The sequence below is a fragment of the Streptomyces eurythermus genome, assembly GCF_014649115.1.
Classification (GTDB): domain Bacteria; phylum Actinomycetota; class Actinomycetes; order Streptomycetales; family Streptomycetaceae; genus Streptomyces; species Streptomyces eurythermus.
This window is the reverse complement of the sequence record NZ_BMSK01000009.1, coordinates 22,484-46,790: the sequence shown is the minus strand read 5'-3', so window position 1 is coordinate 46,790 and position 24,307 is coordinate 22,484. Positions and strand designations below refer to the sequence as shown.

Sequence of the window (24,307 nt, the reverse complement as noted above, 5' to 3'; positions counted from 1 at the left end):
TGGAAACGATTACATGGGGTGGGGGCAAGGGGCTGGGGTTGGCCGAAACCCAATCGTGACCGTGACGGCGCGTGACGGGGCGGCCGGCACGGAAGGGACGGCCACCCGGCCGGGACCGCCGACGCGCAGGCGGGCGGGGCGGACGCGCGGGCGGGTGGAGGCGAAGCTCACCCGGACGGATCGGCAGAAATGAAAAAAAGCTCTCCGTAACGTTTTCCGGATGCCGCGTTCACTCATTTGCCGCGCATCTGGAGGAGAGGGGGTGGCGTTAGCCCGAATATGACGACGACGAGGTTCCACGGCCTGCTGCACCGGGACACGGGGAAGGATAGCCAGTCGACGGGCAGTTTGCTGACATTCAGTCCAACAATGCACCCGCCTGGCGGAGCGGGAGCCCCGCCCGAGGCGCGCGAAGATCACGTGCACGCGGTAGGGGTGCTGCTCGACGAATTCCTCGTTCTGCTGGAGGCGGTCCAGAGGGAACTCGACGAGCGATGGAGCGCTCAGAAAAACACCGGCGGCCACTTGGACACCGTCTGACGGGGGAGGATCCTTATGAACCAGAAATTTACCGGCTCACCTTTTACCCATCCGGAATGGTACGCGGACGCGGCCCCGTATCCCGGGGGCGATGTGCTGGTACCGCCGGACGCCCACTGGGACCCGGCGGAAGAACTCGCCAGCCTGTTGCAGGGCACGGTCCCGGCCGAACAGACGGTCACGGTCCCACCACCGCGCAGCGAGCCCGCGTCCGGGGCCGACTTCGCGGGGGCGACGCACCGAAAGAGGCGCGTCCAGAGGAATCACATCAAGTGGATGCGGGCCGGCAGCTTTGTGATCGCCGCGTTCGTGTCCGTCCTGGTCGCGATGGTCAGCGTATTCGGCGGAATTGCGGCGTACGGCCCCCTGCGAAATGCCACCCCGGGAGTGAACGGCGGAATGATCGCCTGGTGGCCGCTTCTCGTGTACGGCCCCTGGATGGCGGCGTCTCTCTCCATCCTGCGAAATGCCCTGCATCAGCGCCGGGCTGCGCACTCGTGGTGCATCGTTGTGCTGTTTTCCTCGGTCGCGATGATCCTGTGCGTGGCCCAGGCCGACCGAACGGTCACCGGAATCGCAGGGGCCGCGCTTCCCGCGTTCGCGTCCTTGGCCTGCTTCCAGCAACTGATCCGCCAGATCACCTTGACGCTGCCGCAGAGCCAGGAAAAACCCCGCCACGGCAGGTAGTGCAGAACCGTTGCGCCAGCCACCCGGCCCGGCCCGGCAAAGTCCCGACCACCCCTCACCTTCTGGACCAGTCATTCCAAAAGTGAGGGAGATGCAGCGGCGGCTTCAACCAGCCGAGCGAACCGGCCAGGTCCCCTGAAGACGAGAACGCACCACTCACCCACTCACCGCAAGCCGCCAGGCACACCCGGCGTGCATGCGAGAAGCGACCGCGCCCCCGGCCGACAGGACCACGAGGCCCACCCGAGGGCCCGGTACCGGCCGGGCCCACCGCACCTTCGGGCCGCTCGCTCGCTTCTGCCCAGGGCTGGAGCGAGGTGTGTCAAGGGTGGCCCGCAGGGCCATCGCCGAAGGCGACGCGCAGCGCCCTTGACTCACCTCGCGGAAGCCCGACACTCCCCAAGAAGCGAGCGGCCCAACGGCCACGCGCTCACTCGTCGGCGAACAACTCCGCGGCGTTGGTGGCATGAACGGCTCGCTGGCCCCAGACCTCCAACTGATCGAAGTCCGTGCAGGCGAGTACTTGCTCACGCACGGCGTCGGACACCGGGATGCCACGCCACTCCAGGACGCGGAGGGTCATCTCCTGCCGCTCCTGAATACGCCCCTCCTCACGCACCTGCTCAGCCAACGGGTGTCGCCAGAAGTACTGGATCGCCATCGTCAGGTCTTCCCTCACTCGTCGGCGAACAACTCCGCGGCGTTGGTGGCATGAACGGCTCGCTGGGCCCAGACCTCGAGCCGATCGAGGTCCTCGCAGGCGAGTACTCGCTCACGCACGGCGTCGGGCACCGGGATGCCACGCCACTCCAGGACGCGGAGGGTCATCTCCTGCCGCTCCTGAATACGCCCCTCCTCACGCACCTGCTCAGCCAACGGGTGACGCCAGAAGTACTGGACAGCTGTCATCAGGTCCCTCCACATCTGCTTCGCCTTACGACAGGTAGTACGGCCAGCTGCCCCGCTTCCGCTCGTCCGCCTTCCCCTGCGACTCCACGACCAGCAGATACGTACCCTCGTCCGTCTCCGCCCGCAGCAACGTGTCCACCCGGCGCTCGACCGGTTCGATCTCCGTCAGGTCCACGTTCAGCGCCGCGATCTCCCTGGGCCTGGGAAACGGCACGTGCAACACCCGCTGCAACGTCCGCGTCAGCAGCTCCGGATCCTTCTGGAAGATCCGGTGCAGCGCCTCATGCGACGAGCCGACCATCAGCTCTCCTTTCGTACGGCCTGCTCAACGAGCCAGGCCGCCGAGAGGTCGCGCACCCGTACGAGGCGCTCAACTCACGTTCGGCTGGGAGACGTTCAAAGACTCAGCGGCGTACCGCCAGCGCCGCGCCCAGCAGGCGGGCCAGTACCTCCACCAGGCGGATGTCCTCCTTGCGGAGGTTCCCGGGGCAAGGGGCGTCCACGCACAGCACGCCGAACGCGTCCTTGCCGGCGGCCGTGATGGTGGCGGTGATGTAGGTCTTGTACGAGTCCGTCTCGGGACGCAGCGCGGGATCGAGCGTGTCGACGTTCTCCACGAACGTGCTCTTGCGGTCGTCCATGAGCTTCAGCAGGGACGCCCCGCGGGCCTGGTCCTCGCGGAACACCGTCCGCGGTGCCTCCGCCCGCCCCGACCACAGGCCGTTCAGGCACTTCATCTCCCGGACGCCGGTCCCCTGGGACGCCGGGTCGACCTCCAGGACACAGGCGCGCGCGTTGTCCGGTCCGATGAGCTGGGCGGTGAGGGAGACGATCGCCTGCTTCATCTGCTGCTGGAGCTGGCTGCGCGTACTCCTGCTGTTCGCGCTGACGATCTCCCCGATGAGGTGGACCAGCACCGTGAGCACGTCTTCCATGACCCCGCGGGCGCTCTCCGCGGCGACCTTTGCGGCCTGTTCCGCGGTGACGAGGTCGCGCCGGGCGGCGACCGCCTCCCGGCGGGACACGATGACCGTGGCCACCGTGGCGATCACGCCGACAGCCATGATGATCATGGCGATCCACATCGGCAGTTTCAGGCCAAGACCGAGGACGATCGGTGCCACGTAGGTGACGACGCTCAGCGTCCCCATCGTCGTGGTACCCCAGCCCACCCGTAATCCACTCAAGGACATAGCGACGGAGCCTACACGCAGAGTTAGGCCAAGTGGGTGGTTCTGTCGTTTCGGTGGGCGTGTCTCTGGGTATCAATACGGTGACGGAAGGTGTCCGGGCCGTGACCGGGAGGCGGACGGTTCGTTCAGGGACGATGTCAGCCTCTTGAACCGGGCCGATTGTCAATCCGTAAGCCATACCGTCGGATTGACGCTGACAAGCCATCAGCCGAGACTGTACCGTCAACGCTTGGAGGGCGCATGCCGACGCAGAACGGCGGGAGCCACCCGTCCTCCGAGTCGAACCCGGGGGGGAGCGCGAGCATGAGCACTGCGCACAGTGAGGTGTGGAGCGGGGTCGTCTTAGACACGGACCCCGCGGTCCGCGAATTCGAGAGAGACCCGGCCGAGTACATGAAGCGGAAAGCCACGGCGCTGCGCTCCATGGACTTCGAGAGCGTACGAGCGAGCCTCAGCGAAGCCAGTGAGCCACGCGCCTCGTTCCTGATGCGTCTGAAGACGCTCCTGTCACCCGGCGACAAGGCCGCCAAGAAGGCCGGCTGAAGCACGGGCCCGGCCGCACGGGCGGCCTGTCATACCCCACCGGTACCGTCGGATCATGGACCGACAGGCGGGGAACTCCAGTGGTGAACGGCGTCTCGCCGTCCTCGAAGGCGTGCTGGAGCGCATCACATACGCCAATGAGGAGAACGGCTACACCGTCGCCCGGGTCGACACGGGCAGAGGCGCCGGCGACCTCCTCACGGTGGTCGGCGCGCTGCTCGGTGCCCAGGTGGGGGAGTCCCTGCGCATGGAGGGCCGCTGGGGCTCGCACCCCCAGTACGGCAAGCAGTTCCACGTCGAGAACTACACGACGGTCCTGCCGGCCACCGTCCAGGGCATCCGACGCTATCTGGGATCCGGGCTGGTCAAGGGCATCGGCCCGGTCTTCGCCGACCGCATCACGCAGCACTTCGGCCTCGACACCCTGCGGATCATCGAGGAGGAGCCGAAGCGCCTGATCGAGGTGCCCGGCCTCGGCCCGAAGCGCACGAAGAAGATCGCCGACGCCTGGGAGGAGCAGAAGGCGATCAAGGAGGTCATGCTCTTCCTCCAGACCGTCGAGGTGTCCACCTCCATCGCCGTGCGGATCTACAAGAAGTACGGGGACGAGTCCATCTCCGTCGTCAAGGAGCAGCCGTACCGGCTCGCCGCCGACGTCTGGGGCATCGGCTTCCTCACCGCCGACAAGATCGCCCAGTCGGTCGGCATCCCGCACGACAGCCCCGCGCGCGTGAAGGCCGGCCTGCAGTACGCGCTGTCGCAGTCCGCCGACCAGGGGCACTGCTTCCTGCCGGAGGAGCGGCTGATCGCCGACGCCGTCAAGCTGCTCCAGGTCGACACCGGGCTGGTCATCGAGTGCCTGGCCGAGCTGGCCGAGCCCCCGGACGACGGCGCCGACCCCGGTGTCGTACGGGAGAAGGTGCCCGGCCCCGACGGCGACGAGGAGCCGGTCAGCGCGGTCTACCTGGTGCCCTTCCACCGCGCCGAACTCTCCCTGTCCGCCCAGCTGCTGCGGCTGCTGCGCACCGGTGAGGACCGGATGCCGGGCTTCCGGGACGTCGACTGGGCGAAGGCGCTCGGCTGGCTGAGGTCCCGTACCGGCGCCGATCTCGCGCCCGAGCAGGAGGCGGCGGTCAAGCTGGCGCTGACGGAGAAGGTCGCCGTCCTCACCGGCGGGCCGGGCTGCGGCAAGTCCTTCACCGTCCGCTCGATCGTGGAGCTGGCCCGGGCCCGGCGCGCCAAGGTGCTGCTGGCCGCCCCGACCGGCCGCGCGGCCAAGCGGCTGGCGGAGCTGACCGGCGCCGAGGCATCCACCGTGCACCGCCTGCTGGAGCTGAAGCCCGGCGGTGACGCGGCCTATGACCGCGACCGCCCGCTGGACGCCGACCTGGTGGTGGTGGACGAGGCATCCATGCTGGACCTGCTGCTCGCCAACAAGCTGGTCAAGGCCGTGCCCCCGGGCGCCCATCTGCTGTTCGTCGGGGACGTGGACCAGCTGCCCAGCGTCGGCGCCGGAGAGGTGCTGCGGGACCTGCTCGCCGACGGCAGCCCCGTCCCCGCCGTCCGGCTCACCCGGGTCTTCCGGCAGGCCCAGCAGTCCGGGGTGGTCACCAACGCGCACCGCATCAACGCCGGGCAGCACCCGCTCACCGACGGGATGAAGGACTTCTTCCTGTTCGTGGAGGACGACACCGAGGCCGCCGGCCGGCTCACCGTGGACGTCGCCGCACGGCGAATTCCCGCCAAATTCGGGCTGGACCCGCGCCGGGACGTGCAGGTGCTCGCGCCGATGCACCGCGGCCCGGCCGGCGCCGGCGCGCTCAACGGCCTGCTCCAGCAGGCCATCACGCCCGGCCGCCCCGATCAGCCGGAGAAGCGGTTCGGCGGCCGGGTCTTCCGCGTCGGCGACAAGGTCACCCAGATTCGCAACAATTACGAGAAAGGGAAGAACGGTGTCTTCAACGGCACCGTGGGCGTCGTGACCTCGCTCGACCCGGTCGACCAGCGTCTGACGGTGCTGACGGACGAGGACGAGGAGGTCCCGTACGAATTCGACGAACTGGACGAACTGGCCCACGCGTACGCGGTGACCATCCACCGTTCGCAGGGCAGCGAGTATCCCGCCGTGGTGATTCCCGTCACGACCGGGGCATGGATGATGCTCCAGCGGAACCTGCTGTACACGGCGGTCACCCGGGCCCGGCGGCTGGTCGTGCTCGTCGGATCACGCAAGGCGATCGGCCAGGCGGTGCGCACGGTGTCGGCCGGACGGCGCTGTACGGCCCTGGACTTCAGGCTCGGCACAAAATGATCGATCAAACGAGTCGTGAAGGTCACAGAGCACTTCCGGAACCCCCGCGAAGGGGGCAGGATGGGCAGGCTGGCGGCACTGAGTGCCGTCAATAGGCCCAATGGTCGACCCCGAGTGCACTCTCCTGAGCCAAATGGGGGATGGTAGAGACAGTCAGGGCACCTCGAAGATGAGGCACTACGTCGGTGAGGGAAGACGTGAGCGACAACTCTGTAGTACTGCGGTACGGCGACGGCGAGTACACCTACCCGGTGGTCGACAGCACCGTCGGCGACAAGGGCTTCGACATCGGGAAGCTCCGCGCCCAGACCGGTCTGGTGACCCTGGACAGCGGGTACGGCAACACGGCCGCCTATAAATCCGCGATCACCTACCTCGACGGCGAGGCGGGCATCCTCCGCTACCGCGGCTACCCCATCGAGCAGCTGGCCGAGCGCTCCACCTTCCTCGAGGTGGCGTACCTGCTCATCAACGGCGAGCTCCCCACCGTCGACCAGCTGACGACGTTCAAGAACGACATCACGCGGCACACGCTGCTGCACGAGGACGTCAAGAACTTCTACCGGGGCTTCCCGCGCGACGCGCACCCGATGGCGATGCTGTCCTCGGTCGTCTCGGCGCTGTCCACCTTCTACCAGGACAGCCACAACCCGTTCGACGAGAAGCAGCGCGACCTCTCCACGATCCGGCTGCTCGCCAAGCTCCCGACCATCGCCGCGTACGCGTACAAGAAGTCGATCGGCCACCCGTTCGTCTACCCGCGCAACGACCTCGGCTACGTCGAGAACTTCCTGCGCATGACCTTCTCGGTCCCGGCGCAGGAGTACGAGCTGGACCCGGTCGTGGTCTCGGCGCTGGACAAGCTGCTGATCCTGCACGCCGACCACGAGCAGAACTGTTCGACCTCCACGGTCCGTCTGGTCGGCTCCTCGCAGGCCAACATGTTCGCGTCGATCTCGGCCGGCATCAACGCGCTGTGGGGCCCGCTGCACGGCGGCGCCAACCAGTCGGTGCTGGAGATGCTGGAGGGCATCCGCGACTCCGGCTCCGGCGTCGACACCTTCATCCGCAAGGTGAAGAACAAGGAGGACGGCGTCCGCCTGATGGGCTTCGGCCACCGGGTCTACAAGAACTTCGACCCGCGCGCCAAGATCATCAAGGCCGCCGCGCACGATGTCCTCTCCGCGCTGGGCAAGGAGGACGAGCTCCTCGACATCGCCCTGAAGCTGGAGGAGCACGCGCTCTCCGACGACTACTTCACCGAGCGCAAGCTCTACCCGAACGTGGACTTCTACACCGGTCTGATCTACCGGGCCATGGGCTTCCCGACCGAGATGTTCACGGTCCTGTTCGCCCTCGGCCGGCTGCCGGGCTGGATCGCCCAGTGGACCGAGATGATCAAGGAGCCGGGCTCCCGCATCGGCCGCCCGCGCCAGATCTACACCGGCGTGGTCGAGCGCGACTTCGTCCCGGTCGAGGAGCGCTGAGCGCATCGAGCGCGGGGCCTGTCCAGGCGGACGGGCCCCGGTTCGGCGCTCGGAAGTGATCACCCTCGGGTGATCGAGAGGCGGAGAAGCCTCACGGCAAGCGTCACAAAAGGTGGAAGGCGCCCCGAGCCGCCGGTCCCCCCACGGGCCGACGACCAGGGCGCCTTCCCATGTCCCGGTGCGGATTCCCCCCACGGGATCCGGCCGGGCGCTCGGAGAGGACAGCGCCTGAATCGCTGTCTGAGCACGCGCGAGCGAACTCGCCGTACTCCAGTGATGCGGTGCGGTCTGCCGGGACAGCGCACGCTGGGAGGGCCGCTCAAAGCTTCCCGGTGTACGTGCCCCGGCAACGCTCCCCCAAGCTCTCAACGTCGTGCGAGCCGGGAGGTACCCCCTTCTGGGAAAGTCCCCCAAGACATCCCCAGACGCCAGTCGACGCCCCCCAAGACGTCGGCCTGACAATCGCCAACTTAGACCTTCGAACCCCTTCGATGGTTACGTTCGCATCACTGTGATGTGCGTCTCTTGCATATGTCCCTTAAGTGCGCAAGAGCCCCGATATGGCAATCGAGGCCCAAGCGTAAGGAAGATGCGCGAGGCTTGTGAAGAGCTTATGTGAGGCTCGCGCAGGACTCCAGGGGGATCGGAAGATCGATTCCGAAATTCGGCTTCCGTTCACCGGAAGGCGCGCAGCCGCAGGCTGTTGGTCACCACGAAGACCGAGGAGAAGGCCATGGCGGCCCCGGCGATCATCGGGTTGAGCAGCCCGGCGGCGGCCAGCGGCAGCGCGGCGACGTTGTAGCCGAAGGCCCACACCAGGTTGCCCTTGATGGTGGCCAGCGTCCGGCGGGACAGCCGGATGGCGTCCGCGGCCACCCGCAGGTCCCCGCGCACCAGCGTCAGATCGCCGGCCTCGATCGCCGCGTCCGTACCGGTGCCCATGGCCAGGCCCAGGTCGGCGGTGGCCAGCGCGGCGGCGTCGTTCACGCCGTCGCCGACCATGGCCACGGCCCGGCCCTCGGCCTGGAGCCGCCGTACGACGTCCACCTTGTCCTCGGGCAGCACCTCGGCGTACACATTTCCCGGGTCGATGCCGACGGTCCCCGCGACCGCCTCGGCGACCGTGCGGTTGTCCCCGGTGAGCAGCACCGGCGTCAGGCCCAGTCCGCGCAGCTCGCGGATGGCCTCGGCGCTGGTCTCCTTGACCGCGTCGGCGACCGCGAGGACCCCGCGGGCCCGCCCGTCCCAGCCGGCCACGACGGCCGTACGGCCCTGCTCCTCGGCCTCCCGGGCCGCGCGCGCCAGCTCCGGCGGCAGCTCGTCGTAGAGCCGCCCCACGGCCACCTCACGGCCGTTCACGCGCCCGCGTACGCCCCGCCCGGGCACGTTCTCGAAGTGCTCGACCGGCGGAAGGACTCCGGCGCGTTCTTCCGCGCCGGCGGCGATGGCGCGGGCCACCGGGTGCTCGGAGGCGTGTTCCAGGGCGCCCGCGAGACGCAGCAGCTCCTTCTCGTCCTCGCCCTCGGCGACGTACACGTCCTGGAGGGTCATCCGGCCGGTGGTGACCGTGCCGGTCTTGTCCAGGACGACCGTGTCCACCCGGCGCGTGGACTCCAGCACCTCGGGACCCTTGATCAGGATGCCCAGCTGGGCGCCGCGCCCGGTGCCCACCATCAGCGCGGTCGGCGTGGCCAGGCCCAGCGCGCAGGGGCAGGCGATGATCAGGACGGCGACGGCGGCCGTGAACGCGGCGACCGTGTCCCCGGTGACCGCCAGCCAGACGCCGAAGGTGCCGAGCGCGATCAGGATGACCACCGGGACGAAGACGGCGGAGATCCGGTCGGCGAGCCGCTGTACCTCGGCCTTGCCGTTCTGCGCGTCCTCCACCAGCCGGGCCATCCGGGCGAGCTGGGTGTCCGCGCCGACCCGGGTCGCCTCGACGACCAGCCGGCCGCCGGCGTTGACCGTGGCGCCGGTGACCCGGTCGCCGGGGCCGACGTCGACCGGCACCGACTCGCCGGTCAGCATGGAGGCGTCCACCGCGGAGATGCCCTCGACCACCGTGCCGTCGGTGGCGATCTTCTCGCCGGGCCGTACGACGAACCGGTCGCCCACGGCGAGACCGGACACCGGCACCCGCACCTCGCGCCCGTCCCGCAGTACCGCCACGTCCTTGGCGCCCAGCTCCATCAGTGCCTTCAGGGCGGCACCGGCACGGCGCTTGGAGCGGGCCTCCAGATAGCGGCCGAGCAGGATCAGCGCGATCACCCCGGAGGCGACCTCCAGGTAGATGGTGGAGGCGCCGTCCATGCGGGAGACGGTGAGCCGGAACTCGTCGTGCATGCCGTGCGTGCCCGCGTCGCCGAAGAACAGCGCCCACAGCGACCAGCCGAACGCGGCCAGCGTGCCGACCGAGACGAGGGTGTCCATGGTGGCCGCGCCGTGCCGGAGGTTGGTCCAGGCGGCCCGGTGGAAGGGCGCGCCGCCCCAGACGACGACCGGCGCGGCCAGGGTGAGCGAGAGCCACTGCCAGTTGGCGAACTGCAGCGCGGGGACCATCGCGAGCAGGACCACGGGCGCGGCGAGCAGCGCCGAGACGAGCAGGCGGTGCCTCAGCTCGCCGAGATCGGCGTCCCGGCCGGGGCTCTCCGGCGCGGTCTCGGTCTCGGGCTCCGGCGGCCGGGGCTCCTCGGCGGTGTAGCCGGTCTTCTCGACGGTGGCGATCAGGTCGGCGACCTCGATGCCGTCGGCGAAGGTGACCTTGGCCTTCTCGGTGGCGAAGTTGACGGTGGCGCTGACGCCGTCCATCCGGTTGAGCTTCTTCTCCACCCGGGCGGCACAGGAGGCGCAGGTCATGCCGCCGATGAGCAGCTCGACCTGTTCGGTGCCGGGCGCCGTGGCCGGCGGCTTGGCGGTGGTGCTGGTCATGTCCGGACTCCAGACATCGGACCGGGCCGTACGGATCCAGTATCAGCTGGTCGGCACGGCCCGGTCGGGGATCGGGGGGTGGTGCTCAGGCCTGGCCGGCCAGCTCGTAGCCGGCCTCGTCGACGGCGGCGCGCACGGCCTCCTCGTCGAGCGGGGCGGCGGACACGACGGTCACCTCGCCGCTCGACGCGACGGCCTTCACCGAGCTGACGCCGGGGATGCGGGAGATCTCCTCGGAGACGGAGCCCTCGCAGTGGCCGCAGCTCATGCCGGTGACCTTGTAGACGGTGGTGACGGTGGTCATGTCGTTACTCCTCGTCGAGGCGCGTGTGGGTCCGGTGGGGTACCCGGAGGAACCCCGATATCCGTACTGTATACCCCTAGGGGGTATGAAGCCAAGCGACTCCCCGGAGCGTCTAGCCTTCCTTCGGGTTTCCCGAAAGGAGCGGGTATGCGAGCCGTGGTCTTCGAGGAGTACGGAAAGCCGGCCGGGATACGGGAGGTGCCCGACCCGGAACCGGCGGCGCACGGCGTGGTCGTCCGGGTGGAGGCCACCGGACTGTGCCGCAGCGACTGGCACGGCTGGGCGGGGCACGACCCGGACATCACGCTGCCGCACGTGCCGGGGCACGAACTCGCCGGAGTGGTCGAGGCGGCCGGCGCCCGGGTCACCCGGTGGCGGCCCGGCGACCGGGTCACCGTGCCGTTCGTCTGCGCCTGCGGCACCTGCGGGCCCTGTGCGGCGGGCGACCAGCAGGTGTGCGAACGGCAGACCCAGCCCGGCTTCAGCCACTGGGGCTCCTTCGCCGAGTACGTCGCCCTCGACCACGCCGACGTCAACCTCGTCGCGCTCCCGGACGACATGGCGTACGCCACCGCCGCCGCCCTCGGCTGCCGCTTCGCCACCGCCTTCCGGGCCGTGGTCCAGCAGGGCCGGGTGGCGGCCGGGGAGTGGGTCGCGGTGCACGGCTGCGGCGGGGTCGGCCTGTCGGCGGTGATGATCGCGGCGGCCGCGGGCGCCCGGGTGGTGGCGGTCGACATCTCACCCCGGGCCCTGGAACTGGCCCGCGGCTTCGGTGCCGCCGAGTGCCTCGACGCGACCGGCGTGCCCGACCCGGCCGCCGCCGTCCGGGAACTGACCGGCGGCGGCGCCCATCTCTCGCTCGACGCCCTCGGCTCGCCCGCCACCTGCGCCGCCTCCGTGAACGGACTGCGCCGCCGCGGCCGGCACGTCCAGGTCGGCCTGCTGCCCTCGGCCGACGGCACCACCCCGGTCCCGCTGGCCCGCGCGATCGCCCTGGAGCTGGAGCTGCTCGGCAGTCACGGCATGGCCGCCCACGCCTACCCCGGCATGCTCCACCTGGTCGGCACCGGCGTCCTGCGCCCCGACCTCCTGGTGACCCGCACCATCCCGCTCGACGCGGCCCCGGCCGCGCTCGCGGCGATGGGCACGGCGACGGAGGCGGGCGTCACGGTGATCGAACCCTGGAGCTGACGCCCCCGGGCGGTCAGCCGGCTCCGCGCCGGCGGTTGCCGGGGCGCCCGGCGACCCAGGCGCGGACGGTGTCGGCGTACCAGTAGGGCCTGCCGCCCTCCACGTGGTCGGGCGGGGGCAGGTGTCCGTGCTTGCGGTAGGACCGCACGGTGTCCGGCCGCACCCGGATGTGCGCCGCGATCTCCTTGTAGGACCAGAGTCGCCGGTCGGTCATGAGTCGCACCTCCCTGTGGGTCGATCACCCAGCCTGTGCGGGACGACGACGGTGAGTGACCGCCGGGGCGTCCTGTCGACGGTTTGTGACCGAGAACCCATACAGGCGTGACATCTGTGACAGGAGGGAGGTGTTTGTGACGAACCCGTCACAAAGGGCATCCATGCGAAAGGCGGGTGGTCCGCGTACCGGAGTGGGAGGTCCGTATGTCCGGACAAAACGTTGACACGGTTCCGTACGCGGGCTAGAAAGCCGGAAGAGCCATGACGAAGGGAAGCCGATGGCCTACGACCTGATCACCATGGGGCGGATCGGGGTGGACCTCTACCCGCTCCAGACCGGCGTCCCGCTCGCCCAGGTCTCGTCCTTCGGCAAGTTCCTCGGCGGCTCCGCGGCCAACGTCGCGGTCGCCGCGGCCCGGCTCGGCCGCCGCACCGCCGTGATCACCCGCACCGGCGACGACCCGTTCGGCACCTACCTCCACGAGGCCCTGCGCGACTTCGGCGTCGACGACCGCTGGGTCACCCCCGTCCCCGGCCTGCCCACCCCCGTCACCTTCTGCGAGATCTTCCCGCCGGACGACTTCCCGCTGTACTTCTACCGCCGGCCCAAGGCCCCCGACCTGGAGATCCACCCCCGTGAACTGGACCTGGACGCCATCGCGGCGGCCCGGATCCTCTGGGTCACCGGCACCGGACTGAGCGAGGAGCCGAGCCGTACCGCCACCCTCGCGGCGCTCGCCCACCGGGCCAGGGCCGGCATCACCGTCTTCGACCTGGACTGGCGCCCCGTGTTCTGGGCGGACCCCGACACCGCCCGCCCCTTCTATGCCGAGGCCCTGCGCCACGCCACCGTCGCCGTCGGCAACCTGGACGAGGTGGAGGTCGCCACCGGGACACGCGAGCCGCACGCCGCCGCCCGCGCCCTGCTGGCCGCCGGGGCCGAGCTGGCCGTCGTCAAACAGGGACCCAAGGGCGTCCTCGCCGTCAGCCGTACGGGCGAGACCGCCGAGGTCCCGCCGCTGCCCGTCACCGTCCTGAACGGGCTCGGCGCCGGCGACGCCTTCGGCGGCTCGCTCTGTCACGGCCTGCTGGCCGGGCACGACCTGGAGACGGTGATGCGGCACGCCAACGCGGCCGGTGCCATCGTCGCCTCCCGCCTGGAGTGCTCCTCCGCGATGCCGACCCCCGCCGAGGTGGCCGCCGCGCTCGACGCCGGAGCGGTGCGGTGAGAGCGGGCCGGGTCACGGGCGCGCACACCGGCGGCGGCGCGGGCGCGGGGCCGCCGGCGGACGCCCCCCGTCCCCGGGTCGACGTGGCCGAGCTGGTCCGTATCCGTGCCCGGCACCCCGAGGCCATCGCCGAGGCCGCCGCGCGCCGGGCCCGCCGCCCCCTGCTGGACGACCGCGAGCGGCTGATGATCGTCGCCGCCGACCACCCGGCCCGCGGCTCCCTCGACGTCGGCGACCGGCGGCTCGCCATGGCCGACCGGGCCGACCTGCTGGACCGGCTGTGCCTCGCGCTGTCCCGGCCCGGTGTCGACGGGGTGCTGGCCACCGCCGACATCCTGGACGACCTGCTGCTGCTCGGCGCCCTGGAGCACAAGGTCGTCCTGGGCTCCATGAACCGCGGCGGGCTGCACGGCGCCAGCTTCGAGCTGGACGACCGGTTCACCGGCCACCGCCCCGAGGACATCGAGCGGCTCGGCTTCGACGCGGGCAAGCTGCTGCTGCGCGTCGACTACGCCGACCCGGGCTCCCTGGCCACCCTGGAGTCCGCGGCCCGCGTCATCGACGCCATGGCGGCCCGCCGGCTGCCGGTGTTCGTGGAGCCGTTCATCAGCCGCCGCGGCCCCGGCGGCGAGCTGGTGAACGACCTCTCCGCCGAGGCGGTCACCCGGGCCGTCGCCATCGCCTCCGGCCTCGGCGGCTCCTCCGCCTACACCTGGCTGAAGGTGCCGGTCACCGAGCACCCCGACGACATGGCCCGGGTCATGCGGACGTCCACGCTGCCCGCCGTCCTGCTCGGCGGGGACATCGGCGACTCCCCGGCGGAGCGGGCCGCCGCCTACGGCAAGTGGCGGGACGCGCTGCGCCTGCCCACCGTGCGCGGCCTGGTGGCGGGCCGCTCGCTGCTGTACCCGGCGGACGGCGATGTGGCCGCCGCCGTGGACACCGCCGTGGGACTGCTGTGAGGGGCGCATGAGAAGCACCGGTCTGCATCTGCCCAGGGGCGCCACCGCGAACGACCGCTACGCCCTCGACATCGGCCCCCGGACGGCCGGCTGGACGTACAGCGGTCTGCGGGTCGTGGAGCTGGCGCCCGGCGGCAGCCATGCCTTCGCCACCGGCGACAGCGAGTGGATCGTGCTTCCGCTGCAAGGCGGATGTACCGTACAAACGGAGCAGGACGAGTTCCAACTCCTGGGCCGGGACAGCGTGTTCGCGGACGTCACCGACTTCGCGTACGCCCCCCGGGACGCCCGGGTCCAGATCGCCTCCGGCGCGGGAGGCCGCTTCGCCCTGGCAGGAGCGAAGTGCGAGCGACGACTCCCCGCCCGCTACGGCCCCGCGCCGGAGGTCCCCGTCGAGGAGCGCGGCAGCGGCACCTGCGCCCGCCGGGTGCGCAACTTCGCCGCCGCCGACGCCTTCCCGTGCGACCGGCTGATCGCCGTGGAGGTGATCACCCCCGGCGGCAACTGGTCCTCGTACCCGCCGCACAAGCACGACGAGCACCGGCCGGGCGAGGAGTCGGAGCTGGAGGAGATCTACTACTTCGAGATCGACGGCCCCGGCGGCCTGGGCTACCAGCGGGTGTCCCCCTCCCGCGAGGGCGGTGCCGACGTGCTCGCCGAGGTCCGCTCCGGCGACGCCGTCCTCGTCCCCGACGGCTGGCACGGCCCGTCCATCGCCCAGCCCGGGCACGACATGTACTACCTGAACGTCATGGCGGGCCCGGGGGACGGCCGGGAGTGGCTCATCCGCTTCCATCCCGACCACACCACCGGGGGGTACCGATGACGACGATCCGGCTCACCGTCGCCCAGGCGCTGGTCCGCTTCCTGGCCGCCCAGTACACCGAGCGGGACGGCACCCGGCAGCGGCTGATCGGCGCCATGTGGGGCATCTTCGGGCACGGCAACGTCGCCGGGATCGGCCAGGCGCTGGTCGAGTACGCGGACCTCATGCCGTACCACCAGGGCCGCAACGAGCAGGCGATGGTGCACGCGGCCGTCGGCTACGCCCGCCAGTCGGGCCGGCTGTCCGCCCACGCGGTGACCACCTCCATCGGCCCCGGCGCGACCAACCTCGTCACCGGCGCCGCCCTCGCCACCGTCAACCACCTGCCGGTGCTGCTGCTGCCCGGCGACGTCTTCGCCGCCCGCCCCGCCGACCCGGTCCTGCAACAGCTGGAGGTGCCGTACGCGGGCGATGTCTCGGTCAACGACACCCTGCGCCCGGTGTCGAGGTACTTCGACCGGATCACCCGCCCCGAGGCCCTGATCCCGTCGGCCCTCCAGGCGATGCGGGTGCTCACCGACCCGGTGGACACCGGCGCGGTCACCCTCGCCCTGCCCCAGGACGTGCAGGCGGAAGCCTACGACTGGCCGGAGCGGTTCTTCGCCGAGCGGGTGTGGACCGTACGGCGGCCCGGCGCGGACGCGGCCGAGCTGACCGAGGCGGTCCGGGCGGTCCGCGCGGCACGCCGGCCGCTGATCATCGCCGGCGGCGGCGTCCACCACAGCCGCGCCGAGACCGCCCTCGCCGAGTTCGCCGCGGCCACCGGCATCCCGGTCGCCTCCACCCAGGCCGGCAAGGGATCGCTGCGCCACGACCACCCGCAGGACGTCGGCGGGATCGGGCACACCGGCACCGCGACCGCCGACGCCCTGGCCCGCACCGCCGACCTGGTGATCGGTGTCGGCACCCGCTACACCGACTTCACCACCGCCTCCGGCACCCTCTTCGAGAACCCCGCCGTCCGCTTCCTCAACCTCAACATCGCCCCCTTCGACGGCCACAAGCTCGCCGGGCTCCCGCTGGTCGCGGACGCCCGCAGCGCCCTGGGCGAACTGACCGAGGCGCTCGGCATGCACGGCCACCGGGTGGCGGGGGAGTACGTCGCCGAGTACACCGAGGCCAAGGGGCGCTGGGAGCGGACCGTCGACGCCTGCTTCGCCGCCCCCGACCCCGCCGCCCGTCCCACCCAGCCGCAGGTCCTCGGCGCGCTGGACGCCCTGGCGGACGAGTCGGACATCATCGTCAACGCGGCCGGCTCGCTCCCCGGCGACCTGCACAGACTCTGGCGGGCACGGTCGGCGGACCAGTACCACCTGGAGTACGGCTACTCCTGCATGGGCTACGAGATCCCGGCCGCGCTCGGGGTGAAGCTCGCCGCGCCGGAACGCAGCGTGTGGGCGCTGGTCGGCGACGGCACGTATCTGATGCTGCCGGCGGAGATCGTCACGGCCGTGCAGGAAGGCGTGGCGATCAAGCTCGTCCTGCTGCAGAACCACGGCTACGCCTCCATCGGCGGGCTGTCCGAGGCGGTGGGCGCCGAGCGGTTCGGCACCGCCTACCGCTACCCGGCCGCGGACGGCACCTACACCGGCGCCCCGCTGCCCGTGGACCTCGCGGCCAACGCGGCCAGCCTGGGCATGCGGGTGCTGCGGGCGGGGAACGTGGGGGAGCTGCGGGCGGCGCTCGGCGAGGCGCGCGCCGCCGACGTCCCCACATGTGTCTACGTGGAGACCGAAACGTCCGACACTGTGTCGGGCGCGCCGCCCGCCCAGGCCTGGTGGGATGTTCCCGTGGCCGCGACCGCGACCCGCCCGTCCGCGGTCAAGGCACGCGAGCTGTACGAACGGCACGTCTCCACCCGACGCCGCCATCTGTGAGAAGGAGTCCCCGGACATGACGAAGATCGTCAACCACTGGATCGGCGGCAAGACCGTCGACGGCGCGTCGGGTGCGTACGGGCCGGTCACCGACCCGGCGACCGGCGCGGTGACGACGAAGGTCGCGTTCGCGTCGGCCGAGGAGGTGGACGCTGCGGTCGCGTCGGCCAAGGACGCCTTCGCCGCCTGGGGCCAGTCCTCGCTGGCCCAGCGCACCTCCATCCTGTTCCGGTTCCGGGCGCTGCTGGACGCCCACCGCGACGAGATCGCCGAGCTGATCACCGCCGAGCACGGCAAGGTGCACTCCGACGCGCTCGGCGAGGTCGCGCGCGGCCTGGAGATCGTGGACCTGGCCTGCGGCATCAACGTCCAGCTCAAGGGCGAGCTGTCCACGCAGGTCGCCAGCCGGGTCGACGTGGCCGCGATCCGCCAGCCGCTCGGCGTCGTCGCGGGCATCACGCCGTTCAACTTCCCGGCGATGGTCCCGATGTGGATGTTCCCGATCGCCATCGCCTGCGGCAACACCTTCGTGCTCAAGCCCAGCGAGAAGGACCCGTCCGCGTCCGTGCGGATCGCCGAGCTGCTGTCCGAGGCCGGTCTGCCCGACGGTGTCTTCAACGTCGTCCACGGCGACAAGGTGGCCGTCGACCGCCTCCTGGAGCACCCGGACGTCAAGGCCGTCTCCTTCGTCGGCTCCACCCCGATCGCCCGGCACATCCACGCCACCGCCTCCGCGCACGGCAAGCGGGTGCAGGCCCTCGGCGGCGCCAAGAACCACATGCTGGTGCTGCCGGACGCCGACCTGGACGCGGCGGCCGACGCGGCGGTGAGCGCGGCCTACGGCTCGGCCGGCGAGCGCTGCATGGCCATCTCGGCGGTCGTGGCGGTCGGCTCCATCGGCGACACGCTGGTGGAGAAGATCCGTGAGCGCGCCGAGAAGATCAAGATCGGTCCCGGTAACGACCCGGCGTCCGAGATGGGCCCGCTGATCACCAAGGCGCACCGGGACAAGGTGGCCTCCTACGTCGCGGGCGCCGCCGCCGAGGGCTGCGAGGTCGTGCTCGACGGCACCGGATACACGGTGGAGGGCTTCGAGGACGGCCACTGGATCGGCATCTCGCTGCTGGACCGGGTGCCGACCACCGCCAAGGCGTACCAGGACGAGATCTTCGGCCCGGTGCTGTGCGTGCTGCGCGCCGGCACCTACGAGGAGGGCGTGGCGCTCATCAACGCCTCGCCGTTCGGCAACGGCACCGCGATCTTCACCCGGGACGGCGGCGCGGCCCGGCGCTTCCAGCTGGAGGTCGAGGCGGGCATGGTCGGCGTGAACGTGCCGATCCCGGTGCCGGTGGGCTACCACTCCTTCGGCGGCTGGAAGGACTCGCTCTTCGGCGACCACCACATCTACGGCAACGACGGCACGCACTTCTACACCCGCGGCAAGGTCGTCACCACCCGCTGGCCCGACCCGGCCGACGCCCCGGCGGGCGTGGACCTGGGCTTCCCGCGCAACCACTGAGCCGGACCGGTGCCCCGTCCTCCGCGCGGCGGCGGGCGGGGCACCGGTGTGTCCGCGGACCCTCCGGCGGGCCCGTCCGGATAGCGGACGCCTGACATTTTTTTGAAACGTTCGCTGCGGTTCCCGTGCAGTGCGGACGAAACGGGCGATGAAGGGGTTGCCGCGATGACGCCTTTGAAAGCAAGGTCACAACCGGTTCGGGCTTGATGGATGCACCTGTAGGGCGTAACGGCCTGGGAAAGCGATGCCGCCCACGGAAAAGCGGAGCTGCGGATTCCGAAGGTAAACGCCCATTGACGTGGGGGTTTTCGTCAGGGTTCTATGCAGCGCCGGGAGCGGACGAGACCGAACATTCGACGATCCGCCGGAGGCGATAGCGCTCCCGAGCCCACCCACACTCGCACCAGTCGATCGGAACCGCTCCATGACCGACACCCACCACAAGACCGTGGCCGACGCCGTGACAGCCCCCGCCCCCGGGCTGAAGCGCTCCATCGGTGTCGTGGGCGGCACCCTGCTGACACTGTCCTGCGTCACGCCCGCCTCCACGCTCTTCGTCGTGGTGCCCGACCTGTTCGGCTCCCTCGGCACCGCCACCGCCCTGACCATCGCCATCGGCTCCCTCCTCTGCGTCGCCGTGGCGTTCTGCTACTCGGAGCTGGGCACGCTCATCCCGAGCGCGGGCGGCGAGTACGCCATGGTGTCCACGATGGCCGGGCGGCTCGCGGGCTGGCTCGTCTTCGTGCTCTCCCTGCTGGTCGTCATGATCGTTCCGCCGGTGATCGCGATGGGCACGGCGGACTACCTCGCCCCGATCGTCCACCTCGACCCGTCCATGACCGGCGCCGGCGTGATGCTGCTCGCCACCCTCGCCGGCCTGCTCGACCTGCGCGCCAACGCCTGGATCACCGGCGTCTTCCTGGTCCTGGAGGTCATCGCCGCCGGAGTCGTCGCCGTGCTCGGCTTCTCGCACGGCCACCGCGGGATGGGCAGCCTCGTCTCCATGCAGGTGGCCGGCGCACACGGCCACGCGGACACCGTGACGGCCATGCTGGTGGTCTCCGGCCTCGCCATCGCCCTGTTCATCACCCAGGGCTTCTCCACCGCCGTCTACCTCTCCGAGGAACTGGAGAACCCGCGCCGCAACGTCGCCCGCACGGTCCTCGCCACCCTCGCCATCTCCACCGTGGTCATCCTGGTGCCGGTCGTCGCCATCACCCTCGGCGCCTCCGACCTCTCCGAGCTGACCGGCGGCGACATCAGCTCCATGGTCACCGCCTGGTCCAACTCCGCGGTCGGCACCTTCGTCAGCCTCTGCGTGGCCCTCGCCATCATCAACGCGGGCATCGTCATGGTCATCCAGAACTCCCGCGTGCTGTTCGCCTCCGCCCGCGACAAGGCCTGGCCCGGCCCGGTCAACACGGTCTTCTCCCGGCTCGGCCGGTTCGGCTCCCCCTGGGTGGCCACCCTCGCCGTCGGCGTCCCCGGCGCGGTGCTCTGCTTCGTCAACCTCGACACCCTCTACGGCGTCACCGGCGTCTCGGTCACCGGCATGTACCTGCTGGTCGCGGTCGCCGCGCTGCTCGCCCGCCGCGGCTCCCACAAGCACACGCCCGCCTGGCGGATGCCGCTGTGGCCCGCGGTGCCGGTCCTGCTCATCGCCGTCCTCGCCTACATCCTGACCCAGCAGGAGGCGAGCTACCTGCTGTGGACCGGCGGCATCACCGCCGTCGCCACCCTGTACTGGGCCCTGTACCTGCGGCCCCGCCGCGACACCCGCTGGCTGGTGTCCCTCCCCGAGGACGCGCGGATCGCGGACCCCGCGGACCGGACGGTGACCATCCCGGCCCAGGCCGGTCCGGTGACCCCGGCCCCCGCACCGGTCACCGGCGAAGCGCAGGCCTGAGAAGCGCCCCGGTCCTACCGCGGGCGCGGTACGCGGCAAAGCCTCCGTACACCCCAGGGAGGGGCCGCCCCTCCCCCCGGCGGCAGCAGCGCTTGTCGGTGCGGCCCCGTACCGTTGACCCATGGATCTTCGACCTCGCGCGCCCCGGACGCCCCGGCGGCGGCCGCGCCGGCTCGCAGCCGCCGTGGCCGCCGCCCTGGTGCTCGCCGGCGCCGGGACGTGGACGGCGGCCGTCGCCTCCGACGACACCCGTGCCGTGCGCCGCAGCGAGCAAGTCCTCGCGGTCGACGGGGTGCGCCTGGACACCTCCTACGTCACCCCGGCCGACACCGGCCGCCACCCCGCCGTGCTGCTCGCGCACGGCTTCGGCGGCAGCAAGGACGACATGCGCCGGCAGGCCGAGGACCTGGCCCGCTCCGGGTACGCGGTCCTGACCTGGTCCGCGCGCGGCTTCGGCCGCTCCACCGGGAAGATCGGGCTGAACGACCCCGACGCCGAGGTCGCCGACGTCTCCCGGCTGCTCGACTGGCTGGCGAAACGCCCCGAGGTACGGCTCGACCGGCCCGGCGACCCGCGCGTGGGCGTGGCCGGCGGCTCCTACGGCGGCGCGGTCGCCCTGCTCGCCGCCGGACACGACCGCCGGATCGACGCCATCGCCCCGGCCATCACCTACTGGAACCTCGCCGACGCCCTGCTCCCCAACGGCGTGTTCAAGAAGCTGTGGGCCGGCGTGTTCGTCAACACCGGCGGCGGCTGCGCCAGGTTCCAGCCCGAGCTGTGCCGGATGTACGAGCGCGTCGCCGCCTCCGGCACCCCCGACCCGGCCGCCCGCGCGCTGCTCACGCGACGCTCGCCGTCCGCCGTCGGCGACCGCGTCAAGGTGCCCACCCTGCTCGTACAGGGGCAGACGGACTCCCTGTTCCCCCTCGACCAGGCCGACGCCGCCGCCCGGACCATCCGCGCGAACGGCGCCCCCGTCGCCGTCGACTGGATCGCCGGCGGACACGACGGCGGCGACATGGAGACCGCCCGGATCGAGGCACGCACGCGCGCCTGGTTCGACCGGTACCTGAAGGGCGACAAGGACGCCGACACCGGCCCGGCCTTCCGGATCACCCGCACCGGAGGCGTCGACTCCACCGACGGCACGGCCCGGCTGCGCGGCGCGAGCGCCGACGGCTACCCCGGCCTGCGCGACCACCCGCGCGCCGTCGCCCTCACCGGCCCCGCCCAGCGCGTCGCCAACCCGGCCGGCGCCACCCCGCCCGGCGTCTCCGCCCTGCCCGGCCTCGGCGCCTCCGGCGGCCTGGCCCGGCTGTCCGCGCTCGGCGTCGGCCTCTCCGCGGACTTCCCCGGCCAGTACGCCCGGTTCGACTCGGCACCGCTCACGGGCGACCTGCGGATCACCGGCACCCCGACGGCCACCGTGCACATCACCTCCACCCGCGACGACGCCGTCCTGTTCGGCAAGGTCTACGACGTCGGCCCCGACGGCGGCCGCCCGGTGCTCCCCGCCCAGCTCGTCACCCCGTTCCGGGTGACCGGCGCGAAGGCGGGCAAGGACGTCACCGTCACCCTCCCGGCGATCGACCACGAGGTCCGCAAGGGCCACCGGCTCCGCCTGGTCCTCGCCTCCACCGACCTCGGCTACGCCTCACCGGCCGCCCCGGCCACCTACACCGTCTCCCTGAAGTCGGACCTGAGCGTGCCGACGGCGCCCGAGGTCACCACGGCCGCCGCGCCCCTGCCCGCCTGGGTGTGGTGGCTGCCCGCGGCCGGTGCCGCGGCCGCCCTCGCCCTGCTGCTCACCGCCCGCCGCCGCACGGCCGCCCCCGCCCCCGACCCGGACCTGGCCGAGGTCCCCCTGGTCATCGATGGCCTGAGCAAGCGGTACGCCAAGTCCACGGACCGGTACGCCGTCCGGGACCTGTCCTTCCGGGTGGAGAGGGGCCAGGTCCTCGGACTGCTCGGGCCCAACGGCGCGGGCAAGACCACCACCCTGCGCATGCTCATGGGCCTGATCCGCCCCGACGACGGCGAGATCCGGGTCTTCGGCCACGCCGTCCGGCCCGGCGCGTCGGTGCTCTCCCGGGTCGGCGCCTTCGTGGAGGGCGCCGGTTTCCTGCCCCACCTGTCCGGCCGGGAGAACCTGGAGCTGTACTGGCGGGCCACCGGCCGCCCGCCCGAGGACGCCCACCTGGACGAGGCCCTGGAGATCGCCGGGCTCGGCGACGCCCTGGCCCGCGCGGTGCGCACCTACTCCCAGGGCATGCGCCAGCGCCTGGCCATCGCCCAGGCCATGCTCGGCCTGCCCGACCTGCTCATCCTGGACGAGCCCACCAACGGCCTGGACCCGCCCCAGATCCGCGAGATGCGCGAGGTGATGATCCGCTACGCGGCCGGCGGCCGCACGGTGATCGTCTCCAGCCATCTGCTCGCCGAGGTCGAGCAGACCTGCACCCACCTGGTCGTGATGGACCGCGGCCGGCTGGTGCGGGCCGGAGAGGTACGGGACATCGTCGGCTCCGGCGACACCTTGCTGGTCGGCACCGCCCGGCCCGTGGAGGAGCCGGTGGCGGAGAAGGTGGCCGCGCTGCCCGGCGTCGCCTCCGCCGTGCGCACCGACGACGGGCTGCTGGTCCGGCTCGCCCCCGGCGGCACCGCCGAACGGCTGGTCGCCGAGCTGGTGCGGCTGGAGCTGCCGGTCACCTCCATCGGCCCGCACCGCCGCCTGGAAGACGCCTTCCTCACCCTGATCGGAGGTTCCGCATGAGCACCCTCACCGAGGTCGCCTCCGGCTATCAGGCGGGCCGCACCCTGCCGCTGCGGGTCGAGCTGGTCCGCCAGCTGAAGCGGCGCCGCACCCTGGTCATGGGCGCGGTCCTGGCCGTGCTGCCGTTCGTGCTGCTGATCGCCTTCGCGGTCGGCGGCGACCCGGGCGGCCGCGGCAACCGGGTCACGCTGATGGACACGGCCACCGCCTCCGGCGCCAACTTCGCCGCCGTCAGCCTCTTCGTGTCGGCCGGCTTCCTGCTGGTCATCCCGGTCGCCCTGTTCTGCGGGGACACGGTCGCCTCCGAGGCGAGCTGGTCCTCGCTGCGCTATCTGCTCGCCGCGCCCGTGCCCCGCGCCCGGCTGCTGTGGTCCAAGCTCGTCGTGGCGCTCGGGCTGTCCCTCGCCGCGATGGTGCTGCTGCCGCTCGTGGCGCTCGCCGCCGGCACCGCCGCCTACGGCTGGGGCCCGCTCCGGATCCCCACCGGCGGCGCGCTGGACACCGGTACGGCGGCTCAGCGGCTCCTGGTGGCCGTGGCGTACCTCTTCGTGTCCCAGCTGGTCACCGCCGGGCTGGCGTTCTGGCTGTCCACGGTGACGGACGCCCCGCTGGGCGCGGTCGGCGGCGCGGTCGGCCTGACCATCCTCGGCAACGTCCTGGACGCCGTCACCGCCCTCGGCCACTGGCGCGACTTCCTGCCCGCGCACTGGCAGTTCGCCTGGGCGGACGCCGTCCAGCCGGTCCCCGAGTGGTCCGGCATGATCCAGGGCGCCGCGCTGTCCGTGACGTACGCCCTGGTGCTGTTCGCCCTGGCCTTCCGGAACTTCTCCCGCAAGGACGTCGTCTCCTAGCGCACACCCGGACACGCCCCGAACACGGCGAAGCGGGCCACCGGGAACCCCCGGT

Annotated in this window: 21 protein-coding genes; 14 read left to right on the top strand and 7 right to left on the bottom strand. The window is 71.6% G+C overall.

The features are described from left to right. The first annotated feature begins 279 nt into the window (after window positions 1-279). Together IE251_RS18365 and IE251_RS18360 are read left to right on the top strand one after the other, a co-directional pair. The gene (locus tag IE251_RS18365; protein ID WP_189754071.1) at window positions 280-540 is read left to right on the top strand and encodes a hypothetical protein; all 261 of its coding nucleotides are present in this window, start codon (window positions 280-282) and stop codon (window positions 538-540) included. 15 nt (window positions 541-555) lie between these two features. Continuing rightward, on the top strand, window positions 556-1,227 hold the full coding sequence (locus IE251_RS18360) for a DUF2637 domain-containing protein (protein ID WP_229896835.1): 672 nt from the start codon (window positions 556-558) through the stop codon (window positions 1,225-1,227). A gap of 430 nt (window positions 1,228-1,657) precedes the next feature. On the opposite strand, the gene IE251_RS18355 is transcribed toward IE251_RS18360, so the two are convergent. From IE251_RS18355 to IE251_RS18345, 4 genes are all read right to left on the bottom strand, one after another. Continuing rightward, window positions 1,658-1,888, bottom strand: coding sequence for a hypothetical protein (locus IE251_RS18355; protein WP_189754070.1), 231 nt, complete (start codon window positions 1,886-1,888; stop codon window positions 1,658-1,660). A gap of 14 nt (window positions 1,889-1,902) precedes the next feature. Beyond that, window positions 1,903-2,136 (bottom strand): hypothetical protein, encoded by a 234-nt coding sequence (locus tag IE251_RS42115; RefSeq protein WP_373302022.1) that lies wholly within the window; start codon window positions 2,134-2,136, stop codon window positions 1,903-1,905. 25 nt (window positions 2,137-2,161) lie between these two features. Next, window positions 2,162-2,437, bottom strand: a complete 276-nt coding sequence (locus IE251_RS42110; protein ID WP_373302021.1) for a hypothetical protein — start codon at window positions 2,435-2,437, stop codon at window positions 2,162-2,164. A 103-nt stretch (window positions 2,438-2,540) separates the two neighbouring features. After that, a complete protein-coding gene (locus IE251_RS18345) occupies window positions 2,541-3,287 on the bottom strand; it encodes a GAF domain-containing protein (protein ID WP_189754069.1) in 747 nt (248 codons plus the stop codon). 345 nt (window positions 3,288-3,632) lie between these two features. Here IE251_RS18345 and IE251_RS18340 point away from each other — a divergent pair, with 345 nt between their 5' ends. From IE251_RS18340 to IE251_RS18330, 3 genes are all read left to right on the top strand, one after another. Next, the gene (locus IE251_RS18340) at window positions 3,633-3,872 is read left to right on the top strand and encodes a hypothetical protein (protein ID WP_189754068.1); all 240 of its coding nucleotides are present in this window, start codon (window positions 3,633-3,635) and stop codon (window positions 3,870-3,872) included. 55 nt (window positions 3,873-3,927) lie between these two features. Beyond that, on the top strand, window positions 3,928-6,183 hold the full coding sequence (gene recD2 / locus IE251_RS18335) for an SF1B family DNA helicase RecD2 (protein ID WP_189754067.1): 2,256 nt from the start codon (window positions 3,928-3,930) through the stop codon (window positions 6,181-6,183). Between the two features lie 197 nt (window positions 6,184-6,380). Further along, the gene (locus tag IE251_RS18330) at window positions 6,381-7,670 is read left to right on the top strand and encodes a citrate synthase (RefSeq protein ID WP_189754066.1); all 1,290 of its coding nucleotides are present in this window, start codon (window positions 6,381-6,383) and stop codon (window positions 7,668-7,670) included. A gap of 675 nt (window positions 7,671-8,345) precedes the next feature. Here IE251_RS18330 and IE251_RS18325 read toward each other — a convergent pair. Both IE251_RS18325 and IE251_RS18320 read right to left on the bottom strand, forming a co-directional pair. Further along, window positions 8,346-10,598, bottom strand: a complete 2,253-nt coding sequence (locus tag IE251_RS18325; protein WP_189754065.1) for a heavy metal translocating P-type ATPase — start codon at window positions 10,596-10,598, stop codon at window positions 8,346-8,348. An 85-nt stretch (window positions 10,599-10,683) separates the two neighbouring features. Continuing rightward, entirely contained in the window at window positions 10,684-10,902 is a 219-nt protein-coding gene (locus IE251_RS18320; protein ID WP_030782225.1) for a heavy-metal-associated domain-containing protein, read from the bottom strand. 147 nt (window positions 10,903-11,049) lie between these two features. Here IE251_RS18320 and IE251_RS18315 point away from each other — a divergent pair, with 147 nt between their 5' ends. Then, on the top strand, window positions 11,050-12,093 hold the full coding sequence (locus IE251_RS18315; RefSeq protein WP_189754064.1) for a zinc-dependent alcohol dehydrogenase family protein: 1,044 nt from the start codon (window positions 11,050-11,052) through the stop codon (window positions 12,091-12,093). 13 nt (window positions 12,094-12,106) lie between these two features. Here the strand turns inward: IE251_RS18315 and IE251_RS18310 are convergent, their stop codons facing one another. Further along, a complete protein-coding gene (locus IE251_RS18310; protein ID WP_189754063.1) occupies window positions 12,107-12,307 on the bottom strand; it encodes a helix-turn-helix transcriptional regulator in 201 nt (66 codons plus the stop codon). 280 nt (window positions 12,308-12,587) lie between these two features. Here IE251_RS18310 and iolC point away from each other — a divergent pair, with 280 nt between their 5' ends. The 8 genes from iolC to IE251_RS18270 all read left to right on the top strand — a co-directional run bounded on the left by iolC (window position 12,588) and on the right by IE251_RS18270 (window position 24,252). Next, window positions 12,588-13,538, top strand: coding sequence for a 5-dehydro-2-deoxygluconokinase (gene iolC, locus IE251_RS18305; RefSeq protein WP_189754062.1), 951 nt, complete (start codon window positions 12,588-12,590; stop codon window positions 13,536-13,538). Between the two features lie 83 nt (window positions 13,539-13,621). Further along, window positions 13,622-14,500 carry a Cgl0159 family (beta/alpha)8-fold protein gene (locus IE251_RS18300; RefSeq protein WP_189754302.1) on the top strand — a complete coding sequence of 293 codons (879 nt, stop codon included), beginning with the start codon at window positions 13,622-13,624 and terminating at the stop codon, window positions 14,498-14,500. A 7-nt stretch (window positions 14,501-14,507) separates the two neighbouring features. Further along, the gene (iolB, locus tag IE251_RS18295; RefSeq protein ID WP_189754061.1) at window positions 14,508-15,326 is read left to right on the top strand and encodes a 5-deoxy-glucuronate isomerase; all 819 of its coding nucleotides are present in this window, start codon (window positions 14,508-14,510) and stop codon (window positions 15,324-15,326) included. Continuing rightward, window positions 15,323-17,203, top strand: coding sequence for a 3D-(3,5/4)-trihydroxycyclohexane-1,2-dione acylhydrolase (decyclizing) (iolD, locus tag IE251_RS18290; RefSeq protein WP_189754060.1), 1,881 nt, complete (start codon window positions 15,323-15,325; stop codon window positions 17,201-17,203). The genes iolB and iolD overlap by 4 nt, the downstream gene beginning before the upstream one ends. 16 nt (window positions 17,204-17,219) lie before the next feature. Beyond that, window positions 17,220-18,722: a CoA-acylating methylmalonate-semialdehyde dehydrogenase gene (gene mmsA / locus IE251_RS18285; protein WP_189754059.1), complete on the top strand. Its 1,503-nt coding sequence runs from the start codon at window positions 17,220-17,222 to the stop codon at window positions 18,720-18,722. Window positions 18,723-19,146: 424 nt separating this feature from the next. After that, the gene (locus IE251_RS18280) at window positions 19,147-20,628 is read left to right on the top strand and encodes an APC family permease (protein ID WP_229896834.1); all 1,482 of its coding nucleotides are present in this window, start codon (window positions 19,147-19,149) and stop codon (window positions 20,626-20,628) included. A 121-nt stretch (window positions 20,629-20,749) separates the two neighbouring features. Then, window positions 20,750-23,401 carry an alpha/beta fold hydrolase gene (locus IE251_RS18275; RefSeq protein ID WP_189754058.1) on the top strand — a complete coding sequence of 884 codons (2,652 nt, stop codon included), beginning with the start codon at window positions 20,750-20,752 and terminating at the stop codon, window positions 23,399-23,401. Then, window positions 23,398-24,252, top strand: coding sequence for an ABC transporter permease (locus IE251_RS18270; RefSeq protein ID WP_189754057.1), 855 nt, complete (start codon window positions 23,398-23,400; stop codon window positions 24,250-24,252). Before IE251_RS18275 ends, IE251_RS18270 begins: the two co-directional genes overlap by 4 nt. The last annotated feature ends 55 nt before the right edge of the window (window positions 24,253-24,307 follow it).

Coding starts and splice junctions, on each gene's coding strand:
- IE251_RS18365 (WP_189754071.1), top strand. CDS start 280: ATGACGACGACGAGGTTCCACGGCCTGCTGCACCGGGACACGGGGAAG.
- IE251_RS18360 (WP_229896835.1), top strand. CDS start 556: ATGAACCAGAAATTTACCGGCTCACCTTTTACCCATCCGGAATGGTAC.
- IE251_RS18355 (WP_189754070.1), bottom strand. CDS start 1,888: ATGGCGATCCAGTACTTCTGGCGACACCCGTTGGCTGAGCAGGTGCGT.
- IE251_RS42115 (WP_373302022.1), bottom strand. CDS start 2,136: ATGACAGCTGTCCAGTACTTCTGGCGTCACCCGTTGGCTGAGCAGGTG.
- IE251_RS42110 (WP_373302021.1), bottom strand. CDS start 2,437: ATGGTCGGCTCGTCGCATGAGGCGCTGCACCGGATCTTCCAGAAGGAT.
- IE251_RS18345 (WP_189754069.1), bottom strand. CDS start 3,287: ATGGGGACGCTGAGCGTCGTCACCTACGTGGCACCGATCGTCCTCGGT.
- IE251_RS18340 (WP_189754068.1), top strand. CDS start 3,633: ATGAGCACTGCGCACAGTGAGGTGTGGAGCGGGGTCGTCTTAGACACG.
- recD2 (WP_189754067.1), top strand. CDS start 3,928: ATGGACCGACAGGCGGGGAACTCCAGTGGTGAACGGCGTCTCGCCGTC.
- IE251_RS18325 (WP_189754065.1), bottom strand. CDS start 10,598: ATGACCAGCACCACCGCCAAGCCGCCGGCCACGGCGCCCGGCACCGAA.
- IE251_RS18320 (WP_030782225.1), bottom strand. CDS start 10,902: ATGACCACCGTCACCACCGTCTACAAGGTCACCGGCATGAGCTGCGGC.
- IE251_RS18315 (WP_189754064.1), top strand. CDS start 11,050: ATGCGAGCCGTGGTCTTCGAGGAGTACGGAAAGCCGGCCGGGATACGG.
- IE251_RS18310 (WP_189754063.1), bottom strand. CDS start 12,307: ATGACCGACCGGCGACTCTGGTCCTACAAGGAGATCGCGGCGCACATC.
- iolC (WP_189754062.1), top strand. CDS start 12,588: ATGGCCTACGACCTGATCACCATGGGGCGGATCGGGGTGGACCTCTAC.
- iolB (WP_189754061.1), top strand. CDS start 14,508: ATGAGAAGCACCGGTCTGCATCTGCCCAGGGGCGCCACCGCGAACGAC.
- iolD (WP_189754060.1), top strand. CDS start 15,323: ATGACGACGATCCGGCTCACCGTCGCCCAGGCGCTGGTCCGCTTCCTG.
- mmsA (WP_189754059.1), top strand. CDS start 17,220: ATGACGAAGATCGTCAACCACTGGATCGGCGGCAAGACCGTCGACGGC.
- IE251_RS18280 (WP_229896834.1), top strand. CDS start 19,147: ATGACCGACACCCACCACAAGACCGTGGCCGACGCCGTGACAGCCCCC.
- IE251_RS18275 (WP_189754058.1), top strand. CDS start 20,750: ATGGATCTTCGACCTCGCGCGCCCCGGACGCCCCGGCGGCGGCCGCGC.
- IE251_RS18270 (WP_189754057.1), top strand. CDS start 23,398: ATGAGCACCCTCACCGAGGTCGCCTCCGGCTATCAGGCGGGCCGCACC.